At 65.7% G+C, this 13989-nt stretch carries 13 protein-coding genes; 3 read left to right on the top strand and 10 right to left on the bottom strand.

The window, feature by feature from the left end; all coding sequences use genetic code 11:
- Window positions 1-8: 8 nt before the first annotated feature.
- The 5 genes from KYK29_RS05470 to KYK29_RS05450 are packed head-to-tail and all read right to left on the bottom strand — an operon-like array spanning window position 9 to window position 5948.
- Window positions 9-1511 carry an aldehyde dehydrogenase family protein gene (locus KYK29_RS05470; protein ID WP_254689820.1) on the bottom strand — a complete coding sequence of 501 codons (1503 nt, stop codon included), beginning with the start codon at window positions 1509-1511 and terminating at the stop codon, window positions 9-11.
- Complete coding sequence (locus KYK29_RS05465; protein ID WP_254689819.1) at window positions 1511-2290, bottom strand: enoyl-CoA hydratase/isomerase family protein; 780 nt, start codon at window positions 2288-2290, stop codon at window positions 1511-1513. The genes KYK29_RS05470 and KYK29_RS05465 overlap by 1 nt, the downstream gene beginning before the upstream one ends.
- Window positions 2283-3896 (bottom strand): acyl CoA:acetate/3-ketoacid CoA transferase, encoded by a 1614-nt coding sequence (locus KYK29_RS05460; RefSeq protein WP_254689818.1) that lies wholly within the window; start codon window positions 3894-3896, stop codon window positions 2283-2285. The genes KYK29_RS05465 and KYK29_RS05460 overlap by 8 nt, the downstream gene beginning before the upstream one ends.
- Window positions 3897-3903: 7 nt before the next feature.
- Entirely contained in the window at window positions 3904-4905 is a 1002-nt protein-coding gene (locus tag KYK29_RS05455; protein WP_254689817.1) for a Gfo/Idh/MocA family protein, read from the bottom strand.
- Entirely contained in the window at window positions 4902-5948 is a 1047-nt protein-coding gene (locus tag KYK29_RS05450; RefSeq protein WP_254689816.1) for a LacI family DNA-binding transcriptional regulator, read from the bottom strand. Before KYK29_RS05450 ends, KYK29_RS05455 begins: the two co-directional genes overlap by 4 nt.
- 360 nt (window positions 5949-6308) lie before the next feature.
- On the opposite strand from KYK29_RS05450, the gene KYK29_RS05445 reads away from it, so the two are divergent.
- Together KYK29_RS05445 and ung are read left to right on the top strand one after the other, a co-directional pair.
- Complete coding sequence (locus tag KYK29_RS05445) at window positions 6309-7475, top strand: dihydrodipicolinate synthase family protein (RefSeq protein WP_254689815.1); 1167 nt, start codon at window positions 6309-6311, stop codon at window positions 7473-7475.
- Between the two features lie 166 nt (window positions 7476-7641).
- Window positions 7642-8331, top strand: coding sequence for a uracil-DNA glycosylase (gene ung, locus KYK29_RS05440; RefSeq protein WP_254689814.1), 690 nt, complete (start codon window positions 7642-7644; stop codon window positions 8329-8331).
- Window positions 8332-8336: 5 nt separating this feature from the next.
- On the opposite strand, the gene KYK29_RS05435 is transcribed toward ung, so the two are convergent.
- The 5 genes from KYK29_RS05435 to KYK29_RS05415 form a co-directional block, all read right to left on the bottom strand.
- Window positions 8337-9578 (bottom strand): NAD(P)/FAD-dependent oxidoreductase, encoded by a 1242-nt coding sequence (locus tag KYK29_RS05435; RefSeq protein ID WP_254689813.1) that lies wholly within the window; start codon window positions 9576-9578, stop codon window positions 8337-8339.
- 79 nt (window positions 9579-9657) lie between these two features.
- A complete protein-coding gene (locus KYK29_RS05430) occupies window positions 9658-10500 on the bottom strand; it encodes a metal ABC transporter permease (protein ID WP_254689812.1) in 843 nt (280 codons plus the stop codon).
- Window positions 10497-11369 (bottom strand): metal ABC transporter permease, encoded by an 873-nt coding sequence (locus KYK29_RS05425; RefSeq protein WP_367880967.1) that lies wholly within the window; start codon window positions 11367-11369, stop codon window positions 10497-10499. Before KYK29_RS05425 ends, KYK29_RS05430 begins: the two co-directional genes overlap by 4 nt.
- Complete coding sequence (locus KYK29_RS05420; RefSeq protein ID WP_254689811.1) at window positions 11366-12235, bottom strand: manganese/iron ABC transporter ATP-binding protein; 870 nt, start codon at window positions 12233-12235, stop codon at window positions 11366-11368. Before KYK29_RS05420 ends, KYK29_RS05425 begins: the two co-directional genes overlap by 4 nt.
- Window positions 12232-13080, bottom strand: coding sequence for a metal ABC transporter substrate-binding protein (locus KYK29_RS05415; RefSeq protein ID WP_254690087.1), 849 nt, complete (start codon window positions 13078-13080; stop codon window positions 12232-12234). Before KYK29_RS05415 ends, KYK29_RS05420 begins: the two co-directional genes overlap by 4 nt.
- 256 nt (window positions 13081-13336) lie before the next feature.
- Here KYK29_RS05415 and KYK29_RS05410 point away from each other — a divergent pair, with 256 nt between their 5' ends.
- Window positions 13337-13966 carry a hypothetical protein gene (locus KYK29_RS05410; RefSeq protein WP_254689810.1) on the top strand — a complete coding sequence of 210 codons (630 nt, stop codon included), beginning with the start codon at window positions 13337-13339 and terminating at the stop codon, window positions 13964-13966.
- Window positions 13967-13989 lie beyond the last annotated feature (23 nt).

Genomic DNA, 13989 nt, shown 5'->3' with positions numbered 1-13989 from the left:
ATCGCGGTTCATCGCGGCATCCACCAGTTGGTGCGCGATCCCATATGCATGTTGAGGGTCTTCGTCTCGGTATAATCCTCCACCGCATGGCGGCCGAGTTCGCGGCCGAGGCCGGACTGGCGATAGCCGCCGAAGGGCAGTTCGGGCGCGCCGTCCATGAAGGTGTTCATCCAGATCGTGCCGGCGCGCACCTTGCGGCCGATCGTCAGGCAGGTATCGAAATCGCGGCTCCAGACACCCGCCGAAAGGCCGTAGTCGATAGCGTTGGCGATATGGGTCGCCTCGTCGGTCGTCTCGAAGGTCAGCACCGACAGCACCGGCCCGAAAACCTCCTCGCGGGCGACGGCCATGTCCGGCGTGACGCCGGAGAGGATCGTCGGCCCCATGAACTGCCCGAGACCGAGATCGAGCGCCTTGCCGCCGAGCGCCACCGATGCACCGGCTTTCGCCGCGTTGTCCACATAGACGCCGATCTTCTCCAGATGCTGCGGGGTGATGATCGCGCCGACCTGTGTTTGCGGATCGAGCGGATCGCCGACCCGGACCTTCTTCGACAGATCGGCGATGCGCTCCGTCACCTCGCCGGCAATCGACCTGTGCAGGATCAGGCGCGATCCTGCGTTGCAGCATTCGCCGGCGTTGAACCAGGCGCCGAAGACGGCGGCATCGATGAATTCATCGAGATTGGCGTCGGGGAAGACGATCTGCGGGTTCTTGCCACCCAGTTCGAGCGAAACTTTCTTCAGGGTCTGCGCGGCGTTGGCCATGGTGAGACGACCGACGGCGGTCGAGCCGGTGAAGGACACCATGTCGACGCCGGGGTGGGTCGTCATCGGCGCGCCGACCTCCAGGCCGGTGCCGGTGACAATGTTGACGACACCTGCGGGCACGCCGGCCTCGATGAGGATTTCGCCGAGCACGAGCGTCGAGCCGGACGTTAGTTCGGAGGGCTTGACCACCGTCGTGCAGCCCGCGGCAAGCGCAAACGGCAGCTTCTGGCTGACGATCAGGAAGGGGAAGTTCCACGGCGTGATGATCGAGACGACGCCGATCGCCTCGCGCAGCACCACGCCGAGCGTGCCTTGGCCGAGCGTGTTGTAGCTCTCGCCGTGCAGGTCGCGGGCGAGAGCTGCGGCATAGCGCCAGATGTCCACGGCCCCGCCAAGCTCGCCCCTGGCCTGCGAGATCGGCTTGCCGCTCTCGACGGCGTCGAGGAAGGCGAGTTCGTCGGTGCGGGCGGCGATCAGATCGGCGGCCTTCAGCAGGACGTTCGAGCGCTCGGCGCCCGTCATGGTCGGCCAGGCGCCATCGTCGAAGGCTTTTCGCGCGGCGGCGATGGCGCGTTCGGCGTCGGCCTTCGTGCCGGCCGGATAGCGGCTGACCACGCTGCCATGGCCGGGGGCGACGCGCTCGATGACGCCGGTCCCTTCCGTCCAGACGCCGTCGATCAGCATGCGGAAATCGCGCGTTCTGTAGTCCGTCAGGGCCTTGGGCTTCACATGAGCGGTCATTACCATTCTCCCTTGAAATCGGCGGGTCTTTTTCCCGTGAAGGCGGCGACGCCTTCCTTCAGGTCTCCGGTCTTGGCGACGAGGATCGAGCCGAGGGCTTCGACCGCCGCGCCGTTGTCCTCGCCGTTCGCCACGGCGATCATCAGCTTGGAGACCTCGGTGGCGGCAGGGCCGCGCGCGGCGATCCGCGCCGCATAGGCATGCGCCGCGGAGACGGCCGTATCCGTTTCCACGACCAGATCGACGATGCCGAGGTTTACGGCTTCGTCCGGCGACAATATTTCGCCGCCAAGCAGCATCCGCCGCACGGCCTGCGCGCCGAAGCGCTTCACCAGCCGCTGCGTGCCGGACCAGCCGGGCACCATGCCGAGACCGGCTTCCGGCAGGCCGATCTTCACCTGCGTTTCGGCGATGCGGATATCGGCGGCGGCGGCGAGTTCCAGCCCGCCGCCCAGCGCATGACCATTGATGGCGGCGATCAGCGGCATGCGCAGCGTCGCCAGCCGTTCGAAGACACGATGGCCGAAGCGCACCCAGGCATGGCCGAATTCATTCGGCTCCATGCCGGCCCAGGCGCGGATGTCGCCTCCGGCGGAAAACGCCTTGCCCTTACCGGTAAGGATCGCCACGCGGATGGCGCCATCGGCCTCGATGGCGTCGCAGGCGGCCGAAAGCTCCTTCAGCATGTCGATGTCGAAAGCGTTCAGCTTTTCCGGCCGGGCGATGGTGATGGTCGCGACCGCACTGTCGACCGCGATGCGGATGCGTGGCTCAGCCATGGGCGGCTCCTTCCAGCGTGCGCTGCGGCTTTTGCGGCAGGGTGAGGCCGATGGGCGCTTGCCTGAAGAGGGCGGCATCCATGAGCTTCAGGTCTGGCGCGACGATCAGCGGGAATTCCGACTGGTCGAGGATATGGGTCTCAAGGTCGACGCCGGGAGCGATCTCGGTGAGGACGATGCCTTCGGCTGTCAGCTTCATCACGCAACGCTCGGTGACATAGGTCACGTCCTGCCCCTGCGCGACGCCGCGCGGGCCGGAGAAGGTGACATGCTCGACCGCATCGACCAGCTTCTTCAGCTTGCCTTCCTTCCCGATCACCAGCTTGCCCTCCGCCACGTCAAGCTTCGCTCCGGCATTGAACATGCCGGAGAAGACGAGCTTCTTCGCCCGCGCGGTGATGTCGACGAAGCCGCCGCATCCCGCCGTCACATGCGGCCGGAAGGAGAGTTTCGACACATTCACCGAGCCGTCGCGGCCGATCTCGAGGAAGGAAAGCAGCGATGCGTCGAAGCCTCCCCCCTGGAAGTAGGTGAACTGGTAGGGCGAGGGGACGAAGGCGTCGGCATTGGAGGCACAGCCAAAGGCGAAGTCGAGCAGCGGCACGCCGCCGACGGCGCCTTGCTCGATAACCCAGGTCACGGCGCCGTGCAGGCCTTCCTCCATCAGGATGCGCGGGACATTGGCGGAAATGCCGAAGCCGAGGTTGACGGCGCTGCCGGCGACAAGCTCCTGCGCCACGCGGCGGGCGATGACCTTCTGGATGTTGAATTCCGGCATGCGGAAGCTGTCGAGCGGGCGGAAGATCTCGCCGGAGATGGCGGGATCGTAGAGCGTCTGCGTCGTCTGCTTCTGGTCCGGGTCGACCACGATATAATCGACCAGCGTGCCGGGTACGCGCACGTCGTGCGGCTTCAGGGAGCCGGCTTCGGCGATGCGCTTGACCTGTGCGATGACGATGCCGCCGTTGTTGCGGGCGGCGAGCGCCTGGTCGAGGCCGCCGAGCGTGGCGCCTTCGTGCTCATAGGTGAGGTTGCCGCGCTCGTCGGCGGTGGTAGCACGGATGATCGCGACCTGAGGCGCGATGGCCTTGAAATAGAGCCAGTTTTCGCCGGCGAAGGTGATCTTTTCCACTACCGGTTCGGCGCTCGCCAGGGCGTTCATGGCGCAGCCCTCGCGGCCCGGATCGACAAAGGTCTCGAGACCCACCTTGGTGATGACGCCCGGACGCTTGGCGGCGGCCTCGCGATGCATGTCGAAGAGGATGCCGGACGGGATGTTGTAGGCCGGGATCTCATTGCCGGTGATCATCCGCCAGATCATCGGCGGTTCGGCGGAGGAAGGGCCGGAGGGATAGGAACCGGCGATGATCTTCGAGAGTAGGCCTTTTTTCGCGATGAAGTCGACGCCTTTGATACCGCTCATGTCGCCGGCGGCGATGGGATGCAGGGTCGTCAGGTTCTTCGGATGGCCGGTCTCGTCGAAGCGCGCGCCGATCGCCTCCAGCACCCGGTCGGGGCAGCCGAGGCCGGAGGAGGAGGAAACCGAGACGACGGCCCCGTCGGGGATGAGGGCGGCGGCCGCTTCTGGGGAAATGTGCTTGTTCATCGTTCTTTCAAAGTCCCGGTTCGATCTTCACCGCGCGTCCCGTCCGGGCCGCCGTGACGACGGCAAGGCCGGTGGCAAGCGACCATACGCCGTCCCGGCCGGTGGCGGACGGCTGGCCCTTGCCCGCCACGGCGGCATGGAAGGCGGAAAGAGCGGCTTCGTAGAGGTTGCCGTGATCCAGCGGCAGATCGTGCTCGCCGGCCGCGTCGCGCAGCGTGACGGTGCCGACGGCGCGTTGGGTCATCACGTTGCGGCCGAACAGCGAGCCCTCGGAGCCATGGACCTCCAGTCCGGTCTCGGCGAATTTCGTCGTGAAGCCGTCGTGGAACTGGGCGATCAGGCCGGATTTGAAGCGCAGCACGCCCATGACGGCGTCTTCCAGCCCGCTTTTCGCCATGCCGCCGGCCTGTGCGAAGGCCACGGCCTCGACCGGATCGTCGTCGAGCACGAAGCGCAGCGTGTCGGTGTCGTGGACGGTGATGTCGAGGATGACGCCGCCGCCGGCCTCCGGCCGGTCGAGCCGCCATCCCTGAAGGTGGGGCGGCAGATGGACGGCGTGAAAGACCCGCGCCGACAGCGGCGTGCCGATGCGCCCGGCGCGGATCGCCTCGCGCATGGCCCGGTGCGTGGCGGCGTTGCGCAGATGGTGATTGGTCGCAAGCACCACGCCCGCCTCCTCGGCGGCGCGCACCATGGCGCGGGCGTCCTCCAGCGACAGGGCGAGCGGCTTTTCGCAGAGCACATGCTTGCCGGCTTTCGTGGCGGCAAGCGCCTGGTCGCGATGCAATTCGTTGGTGGTGGAGATATAGACGGCGTCGATTTCAGGATCGTTCACCAGTGCGTCGAGATCCGTCACCGCGCGGGCAATGCCCTGTTCGGCCGCATAAGTCCTTCCGCGTTCCGGGCTGGTGCTCATGACGGAGACGACCTCGCCGCCGGTCGCGCGGATTGCGCCGATCACCCATTCCCTTGCGATCGTGCTTGCGCCGATCAATCCCCACTTCGTCATGCCGATACCCTCTTTTCCTCTCCGGTCCGGCCGGCGCCGCAGCTCTCGCGCACGACAAGGCGCACGGAGCTGACAATGGCCTCGGGCTCCACCCGGCCGGCATTGATCTGCTTCAAAAGCATCTGCGCCGCGCGCCGGCCCATGGCCTGCGGGTCGACCGAAACGGTCGTCAGCGCCGGCACGGCGGTTTCGGCCTCGATGACATCATCGAAACCGACCACCGCGAAGTCGCGGCCGGGTTCGCGGCCCTTGCTGCGCAGGCCGTCGCAGGCGCCGAAGGCGGCGGCGTCATTGAAGCACAGGGCGGCCGTCGGCGGCTCGGCAAGGGCAAGCGCCTGCGCGATGGCGACGGCGCCGCCGGCCCGCGAGGCGCTGGAGCCGATTAGCCGTTCTTCCGGCGCGTCGAGGCCGGCCTGCGCAAGGGCGTCGCGCCAGCCCTGGCTGCGCTCGGTGAAAACCGTGGTGTCCGGCGTGCCGCCAAGGAAGGCGATACGCCGGTGGCCGAGCGCGATCAGATGGTGCACGGCCTCCATCGCGCCGGTGTGATTGTCGGAAAACAGCGTCGAGACCTTCGCGCCGACGACATTGCGCACCACCGCGACCACCGGGATGCCGCTTTCGGATAGCGGCTTGAGATCGGCGGCCTGCGTGCCGCGGGCCGGCGACAGGATGAGGCCGGAAATGCCGTGCTCGCGCATCGAGGCGATGACCTCGCGCTGCCGATCGACGCTTTCGCCGGAATTGGACAGGAACTGCACGTAGCCCGCCGACTGCATGACCATGTCCATGCCGACGGCAAGCTCGGCGAAGAAGGAGTTGGTGAGGTCGTTGACGACGATGCCGATGATCCGCGAGGAGGCGGACTGGCGCAGGTTGGCCGCGCCGCGATTGTAGACGTAGCCCAGTTCGCGGATCGTCGCATTGACCCGGGCGCGGGTCGTTTCGTTGACGAGGGGGCTCGCCTGAAGGACCAGCGAGACGGTCGACTTCGACACGCCGGCGGCGCGGGCGATGTCGACGACGGTCACGCGGTTCCTGCTCACGGTCTTCCTCCCTTTGCGGGTATCTCTCGCCCGCTTCTGGCGCCAGATAATTGGATCGTTCCAAATTTGTCAAGGGCGTATCGGTTGATTTTGTCGTTAGGGCCGTCGTGCGTCCGTGTCATCCGGTGCGCGCCTCCCCTTGTCGTGCACCGGCTCGTCCCGATTCATGGAAAGGCGTGAATTTCCCTGAATTGCGTGATTTATGCCGCTGGACTGCGGGAAATGCGGAGAGGGGAAGGCGGTATCCTGTCCTGTCCAGTGTTCTCTGTTTCGCGCTCACCTTGCGGGGTTTCCCAGGATTCACTCTTGAAATTTGGAACGATCTAAATTATTGACCCTGGAAACCTTCGGGAGGACACCATGCCGATCAGCCTTTCCCTGCCTTGCGCCGATGGCGGTCTTGAAGCCTACCGTCTCGTCGGCGTGCCCACGGCGCGCCCGGCCGCTGTGCCGGTCTTCAACCGCATTGCCTATGCCGCCGCTCATGTCGTCTCCGATCCGCTGCGCGAGCGGAAACCCTGGGAGACGCCGGCCATCGACTGGGAGAGCACGCTTGCGTTTCGGCATCATCTCTGGTCGCTCGGCTTTCGCATCGCCGAGGCGATGGACACGGCGCAGCGCGGCATGGGGCTCGACTGGGCCGGCGCGCAGGAGCTGATCCGCCGTTCGCTGGCCGAGGCGCGCACCGTTCCGGGCGCGGATCTGGCCTGCGGGGCGGGGACCGACCATCTGTCGCCCGCCGACGCCCGATCGCTCGACGATGTGATCGCGGCCTATGAAGAGCAGGTCGGCTTCGTGGAGAAGCACGGCGGCCGGGCGGTCCTGATGGCGAGCCGGGCGCTTGCCCGTATCGGGGCCTCGCCGGACGATTATCGCAAGGTCTATGGCCATATCCTTCGCCAGACGAAGGACAAGGTGGTGCTGCACTGGCTCGGTGACATGTTCGACCCGCAGCTGAAGGGCTACTGGGGATCGGAGGCCTTCGAACAGGCGCTCGAAACGGTGCTTTCGATCATCGCGGAGAACCGCGACAAGGTCGAAGGCATAAAGATCTCGCTTCTCGACAACGGGAAGGAAGTCGCGCTGCGCGGCCGGCTTCCCGAGGGCGTTCTCTGCTTTACCGGCGACGACTTCAACTATGCGGAATTGATCGAGGGGGATGGCAAGGCGTACAGCCATGCGCTGCTCGGCATTTTCGATGCCGTCGCACCGCAGGCCTCGCGGGCTCTGGCGGCGCTCGCCGCCGGTGACGCCGCCACGTTCCGCTCCGTCATCGCGCCGACCGTGCCCCTGTCGCGAAAAATCTTCGAGGCGCCGACGCAATATTACAAGGCCGGCGTCGTCTTCCTGGCCTGGCTCAACGGCCATCAGGCGCATTTCACCATGCCGGCGGGCATGCAGTCGGCGCGCGGTCTCCTGCATTACGTGGATGTCTTCCGCCTCGCCGACCGCGCCGATGTGCTCGACAGGCCGGACCTGGCGGCGGAACGGATGAAAAGCTTCCTTCGCGTTTGCGGCGTTTCCTGACGGTTCCCCGGCAAGGCCGGGCAGGCAGGCGCGTGCCGGCGTCGTTGCGCGCCACTTCACAAGCGCGATCGATTCCAAGGGGATAGAGCGGGAAGGGCGGAAAGCCGCTTTGCACTTTTCCCTATCCCGCTCTAGATTGCCTTCCAGCTTGGAAAGGGAGACGGCGATGGCGGAGGTGAAGATCGGCGAAAGCTGGAAAGCGCCGCTTTCGGCGGAATTCTCCAGTCCCCATATGGGCGCCCTCAAGACCTTCCTGATGGAGCAGAAGGCGGCGGGCCGGCGTATCTTTCCGAAGGGAGCGGAATATTTCCGGGCGCTGGACCTGACGCCGCTCGACGAGGTGCGCGTCGTCATCCTCGGGCAGGATCCCTATCATGGCGAGGGACAGGCGCATGGCCTGTGTTTTTCCGTTCAGCCGGGCGTGCGCATCCCGCCGTCGCTGGTCAATATCTACAAGGAATTGCAGCAGGATCTCGGTATTCCGCCCGCCCGTCACGGTTTTCTCGAACATTGGGCGCGCCAGGGCGTGCTCTTGCTCAACAGCGTTCTGACGGTGGAGATGGGCCGTGCCGCCTCGCATCAGGGACAGGGCTGGGAGCGCTTCACCGATGCGGTGATCCGTGCCGTGAACGAGCAGGAAAAGCCCGTCGTCTTCATCCTGTGGGGCGCTTACGCACAGAAGAAGGCCGCCTTCGTCGATCGCAGCCGCCACCTCGTCCTGCGCTCGCCGCATCCCTCGCCGCTTTCGGCGCACAACGGTTTCTTCGGCTCCCGGCCGTTCTCCAAAGCCAATGCCTTTCTCGTCGAGCACGGCCGCAGGCCGATCGACTGGCAGTTGCCGGCCGAACCGGTCTGACCGGATTATCCGGCGCCGAAGCGGGAGATCGAGAAGGGAGCGAGCGCCGTGTCGTTTTCGCCGTCGAGCAGGCGGGCGACGTGCCGGCCGGTCGTGGCCGCAAGCGTCAGCCCGAGATGGCCGTGGCCGAAGGCGAAGGCGATGCGCGGATCGCGCGGATGCAGGCCGATCACCGGCAGGGAATCGGGCGTGGAGGGCCGGCGGCCCATCCATTCCGTTCCGCCTTCTTCCGGCAGGTCGGGGACATAGCGGCGCATCCTGCGGCGCATGGCGGCGGCGCGGGCATAATTGGCCGGCGCTTCCGGCCGCGCCAGTTCCACCGCGCCGCCGATGCGCAGCGCTTTTTCGAAGGGCGTGGCGGCAAAGCCGTGCTCGGCGAAAAAGACCGGCATTTCCAGCGTCACGGCAGGGTCGACGAAGGTGGTGTTGTAGCCGCGCTCGGTTTCCAGATGCACTTTCAGCCCGAGATCGGCGACGAAACGGCGCGACCAGATGCCGGAGGCGATGGCGATCCGGTCGAAGGGAAGGCGCTTGCCGGCTTCCGTGACGACGACGATGCCGTCTCTTGCCTGTTCCACCGAGGAGACGGCGGCGTCGACGAGCGTGGCGCGCTCGCGCAGGACGCCTTGCAGCCGGCGCAATAGCGTCAGGGGATATTCGAAGGTCTGATAGCCGTCGTTGAAGATCGCTCCGGCGAAGTCGCCCCTCAGCGCCGGAATGCGGCGGCGGGCTTCCGTCACGTCGAGCTTTTCGACATTGTTGCCGAGCAGGCGCGCATTCGCCTCGTCGCCGGAAAACGCCTTGTCGCGGGCGGCGGCGGTGTCGAAGATCGTCAGCGCGCCGGTTCTGCGGATGTGACCGGAGATGCCGGCCATGGCGCCCATCTTCAGGTGGTCGGCCTCCGCCGTCTTCATCAGATAGAGCAGGGCGGAACGCGCGGCGGCCGTGCGGGCGGGGCGCATCGACAGCAGGAAGCGCAGCAGCCAGGGGGTGAGCGCCGGCAGGTCTTGCCAGCGTAGCGACAGGGGGCCCAGCGGGTCGAGCAGCCACTTCGGTGCGGAAAGCAGCATTTCGGGCCGCGCCAGCGGATCGATTTCCGGTGCGGCGAGGATGCCGGCATTGCCGACGGAGGCCGAAAGGCCGCCGGCGTCACGCTCGATGACGGTCACCGTGTGGCCGTTTTCCAGAAGGTGGAGGGCAATGGCGCAGCCGATGATGCCGCCGCCGATGATCGCTGTATTCGCCATGAGAAAAGCCGTGCCGTTTCCGATTGCGCCGGACGATAGACGGAAAGAAAAGCGATGTCGACCGAGCGCCGGCGGCTCGTCAGGAGGAGCGGGCGATGCGGCGGGCCAGAAGCGCCTGCCGCAGGAAGGCGAGCGTGAAGAGCCCCGCCAGCAGCAGCACGATGGTCGGCGCGGGAGCGCTGTCGATGAAGAAGGCGAGATAGATGCCGCAGAACGAGGCGCCGGTCGCAACGGCGACCGCAACGGCGAGCATCGTGGTGAAACGCCGGGTGAGAAGCGCGGCGATCGCTCCCGGCGCGACCAGCATGGCGACGGCGAGGATGATGCCCACCGCCTTCAGCGCGCCGACCACCACCAGCGAGATCACGGCGAGAAGTCCGTAATGCAGCAGCCGGACCGGCAGGCCGATTGCGGCGGCGTGCCGGCGGTCGAAGGCCTGCACCAGCAGGTCCTTGCGGAAGAACAGGATGAAGGCCGCGGACAAAAGGGCGATCCCCCCCGTCCCGGCGAGATCGGCGAGGGTGATGCCCAGCATGTCGCCGAAGAGGATATGGTCGAGATGGACGTCCGCTTCGATCTTCACGTAGAGCACGAGGCCGAGGGCGAACATGCCGGAAAAGACGATGCCGAGGACCGTATCCTCCTTCACCCGGCTGTTGTCCTTGAGGTAGCCGGCGGCAAGCGCGCAGACGAGACCGGCGACGAAGGCGCCGATCGCCAGCGGCAGGCCGATCATATAGGCGATCACCACACCCGGCAGCACCGCATGGGAGACCGCATCGCCCATCAGCGACCAGCCCTTCAAGACGAGATAGCAGGAGAGCAGAGCCATCGGCACGGCGATCGTCAGCGTCACTAGGAAGGCGTTCTGCATGAAGGCAAGCTGAAAGGGCATCAGCGCAAGCGCCAGCGTGTCGTTCATGGTTCGACGGCCTCCGGGACGGAAAGCGCGCGGCGTCCCTTGCGCCGGGTGGCGAGGAGCCCGTGCTTCGGGGCGAAGAAAAAGGCCGAAAGGAAGATCGCCGTCTGTAGCACGACGATGATGCCGCCGGTCGCGCCGTCGAGAAAATAGGACAGATAGGCGCCGACAAGGCTCGTGCTGGCGCCGAGGGCGGCGGCGATGATCACAAGGCGCTGGAAACGATCGGTGAGAAGATAGGCCGTCGCGCCCGGCGTCACCACCATGGCGACGACGAGAAACGCGCCGACCGTCTGCATGGCGGCGACCGTGGAGGCGCTGAGCAGGGTGAAGAAGAGGATCTTCAGGCCCGTGACGTTGAGGCCGACGGAGCGGGCATGGCTCTGGTCGAAGAAGGTGACCATCAGGTCTTTCCACTTGAGCAGCAGGACGACGAGCGTCACCGCCCCGATGATGGAAAGCTGCACGATGTCCTCCGGCGTGATGGCGAGGATATTGCCGAGCACGATGGTCTGGATGTTGACCGCCGTCGGCGAGATCGAAACCATGAACAGGCCGAGGCCGAAAAACGAAGAGAAGATCATACCGATGATCGCGTCTTCCTTGAGCCGGGTCGCCCGGTTGAGGAATAGCATGGCGGCGGCCGCAAGGCCCCCGGAAAGAAAGGCGCCGGCGGCGAAGGGCAGGCCGAGCATATAGGCGCCGGCGACGCCCGGCACGATCGAATGGGAAAGGGCGTCCCCGATCAGCGACCAGCCCTTGAGCATCAGATAGGCGGACAGGAAGCCGCAGATGCAGCCGACCAGCGCGCTGACCCACATGGCGTTGATCATGTAGCCGTAATCGAAGGGTTCCGTCAGGATGGCGATCACGGTGATTTCTCCGTCGATCGTTCGCCATAGATGACGAAGGGACGTTCGTCGTCGGTGATCACCTTCACCGCGCGGCGGTCTTCGTCTTCGTGCAGATCGCGGCCGCCGAGCACGAAATGGCGCAGCACGCCGCCGAAGGCCCGTTCCAGATTGGCTTCGGTGAAGGTTTCGGCCGTCGGGCCGGAGGCGATGACCGTGCCTTTCACGAAGACGGTGCGGTCGCAAAAGTCCGGGACGCTGCCGAGATTGTGGGTGGAAACCAGCATCACCCGGCCTTCCTCGCGCAGTTTGCCGAGAAGCTCGACGATCTGTTCCTCGGTGGTGACGTCGACGCCGGTGAAGGGTTCGTCGAGCAGGATCACCTGACCTTCCTGCGCCAGCGCCCGGGCCAGGAAGACGCGCTTTCTCTGGCCGCCGGAGAGTTCGCCGATCTGGCGCTTGCGGAAGGCGGCCATGTTCACCCGCTCCAGCGCGGCCTCCACCATGTCGTGATCGTGCCGGCGGGGGATGCGCAGCCAGTTCATCCGGCCGTAGCGGCCCATCATCACCACGTCCTCGACGAGAACGGGGAAGCTCCAGTCGACTTCCTCGGCCTGCGGCACATAGGCGACGAGGTTTCTCCGCAGCGCCTCGCGAACGGAAAGGCCGAGGATCGTCACCTTGCCGTTCGCCACCGGCACGAAGCCCATGATCGCCTTGAAGAGCGTGGACTTGCCCGAGCCATTGACGCCGACGAGGGCGGTGATCGTACCCTTCGGCACGGAAAAGCTGGCATTGCGCAGCGCCGTGTGGCCGTTTCGGTAGGTGACCGTCACGTCCTGCGCGACGATACCCGCCACCGGCTCGGGCCTGCTGCCCATTCTCATCGGGAAAGTCCCTTCACGATGGTTTCGCTGGTGACGCGCAGGAGGTCGAGATAGGTTGGGACGGGGCCGTCCGGCTCGCTCAGCGAGTCCACGTAGAGCACGCCGCCATAGGCCGCCCCCGTCTCCGCGGCGACCTGACGGGCAGGATTGGCGGAAATGGTGCTTTCGCTGAAGACGACATGGATATCGTGCTCACGCACGGCGTCGATCACGGCTTTGACCTGCTTGGGCGTGCCCTGCTGGTCGGCGTTGATCGGCCACAGGAACAGTTCCTTGAGACCGAAATCGCGGGCGAGATAGCTGAAGGCGCCCTCGCTGGTGACAAGCCAGCGCTTGTTTTCCGGCAATGCCGCGATCTCCGCCCTCATCTGCGTGCCGAGCGCTGCGATTTTCTCGCCATAGGCCTTGGCGTTGGCGGCATAGGTCTGTGCATTGGCCGGGTCGGCATCCGACAGCGCCTTGCGGATGTTGTCGACATAGATCAGCGCGTTTTCCGGCGACATCCAGGCGTGCGGGTTGGGTTTTCCGTCATAAGGGCCTTCCACGATGCTCATCGGGACGATGCCGTCGCTGACGGTGACATTCGGCACGTCGCCGAGGTTGGCGAGGAACTTTTCGAACCAGAGTTCCAGATTGAGGCCGTTCCACAGCACGACGCCGGCGTCCTGGGCCTTCAGGATATCGCGCGGCGTCGGCTGGTAATTGTGAATCTCGGCGCCGGGCTTGGTGATCGATTCCACCACCGCCGCATCGCCTGCGACATTGGCCGCGATATCGGCGATGATGGTGAATGTCGTCACCACCTTGAGCTTGTCGGCGGCAAGCGCCGGTGCGGGCAAGGTCATCGCGATCAGCGGAAGGGCTACGAGCAGGGCGGTGAGGGAGCGGCGATACATGGGGATCCTTGATGCGTTCTTGCGAGTGAGTTGCAATAAGATATAGACAGCTTCCGGCGGCTGTCAACGCAATTGCAAATCATTCGCAACATGACGCGTAAAAAAATCCATGCACATTTAAAACTTCCGAAACGCCCGGCGGCTAAGGTTCGGGGGTTCGCGCCCCCGGGTGGGCCAGGAGTCTCAGTTTGAAGTACAAGCAACCGTGAAGCTGCCTTCGATTTCATTACGGCTGTCGCGAAAGCTGACGGTGGTTCTTGCCGGCGTGATCGTTCTGACGGGCGCATCCGGCGCCGCGGCGATCCTGGTCGGTCGCGATGCGATCCTCGGGCCGGGACAGGAAAATATTTCCGGCGCGGCCTGCACCGCCGTTGCCACCGTCCGTATCAGGCAAGGGGATCAGACCTGGCTTCGCAAATATGTGCGCGCTGCCGTGCAGGACGGCGAGGTGCGGGTGAAGACGGCGTTGCGGGTCGTCGGCGCGCTGTCGAACGAGGAGAATGCCGATCTCTATCAGGTCATCCTGCTCGATACCGCCGGACCCCTGAATCGCGCGGATATGCGCGGCCGGGCGATCGGCGCGGAAGTGCTGTTCAGCCGTAATCCTGCCGAGATCCCCGGCATGAGCGCGCCTTTCCTCGCCCGCTATGTCACCGGCAAGCCGGGCGTCAACGGAGAATTCTACGGCGAGCGCAAGGAACTCAGCCTTGTCGAGATCCGGGATATCGTCACGGCGATGGACGAGCGCTCGGGCTGCGCCGATCCGCAAGGCGAGACGGTAAGCGTGGAGCAGTCCCCGGAAGCCTCGCTGGACGTCGCCGCGCACGGCTATTGACCGGCCGCCGCCGGGCCGGCCGA

Source organism: Shinella daejeonensis, assembly GCF_024281235.1.
In the GTDB taxonomy this organism is placed as follows: Bacteria; Pseudomonadota; Alphaproteobacteria; order Rhizobiales; family Rhizobiaceae; genus Shinella; species Shinella daejeonensis.
Note: the sequence above shows the minus strand (reverse complement) of the source record. Positions and strands in the feature narration are given on the sequence as shown.

Excerpts from the sequence above, each read along its gene's own strand:
- KYK29_RS05470 (WP_254689820.1), bottom strand. The coding sequence starts at position 1,511 with ATGACCGCTCATGTGAAGCCCAAGGCCCTGACGGACTACAGAACGCGC.
- KYK29_RS05435 (WP_254689813.1), bottom strand. The coding sequence starts at position 9,578 with ATGGCGAATACAGCGATCATCGGCGGCGGCATCATCGGCTGCGCCATT.
- KYK29_RS05430 (WP_254689812.1), bottom strand. The coding sequence starts at position 10,500 with ATGAACGACACGCTGGCGCTTGCGCTGATGCCCTTTCAGCTTGCCTTC.
- KYK29_RS05415 (WP_254690087.1), bottom strand. The coding sequence starts at position 13,080 with ATGACCTTGCCCGCACCGGCGCTTGCCGCCGACAAGCTCAAGGTGGTG.
- KYK29_RS05465 (WP_254689819.1), bottom strand. The coding sequence starts at position 2,290 with ATGGCTGAGCCACGCATCCGCATCGCGGTCGACAGTGCGGTCGCGACC.
- KYK29_RS05460 (WP_254689818.1), bottom strand. The coding sequence starts at position 3,896 with ATGAACAAGCACATTTCCCCAGAAGCGGCCGCCGCCCTCATCCCCGAC.
- ung (WP_254689814.1), top strand. The coding sequence starts at position 7,642 with ATGGCGGAGGTGAAGATCGGCGAAAGCTGGAAAGCGCCGCTTTCGGCG.
- KYK29_RS05455 (WP_254689817.1), bottom strand. The coding sequence starts at position 4,905 with ATGACGAAGTGGGGATTGATCGGCGCAAGCACGATCGCAAGGGAATGG.
- KYK29_RS05420 (WP_254689811.1), bottom strand. The coding sequence starts at position 12,235 with ATGAGAATGGGCAGCAGGCCCGAGCCGGTGGCGGGTATCGTCGCGCAG.
- KYK29_RS05445 (WP_254689815.1), top strand. The coding sequence starts at position 6,309 with ATGCCGATCAGCCTTTCCCTGCCTTGCGCCGATGGCGGTCTTGAAGCC.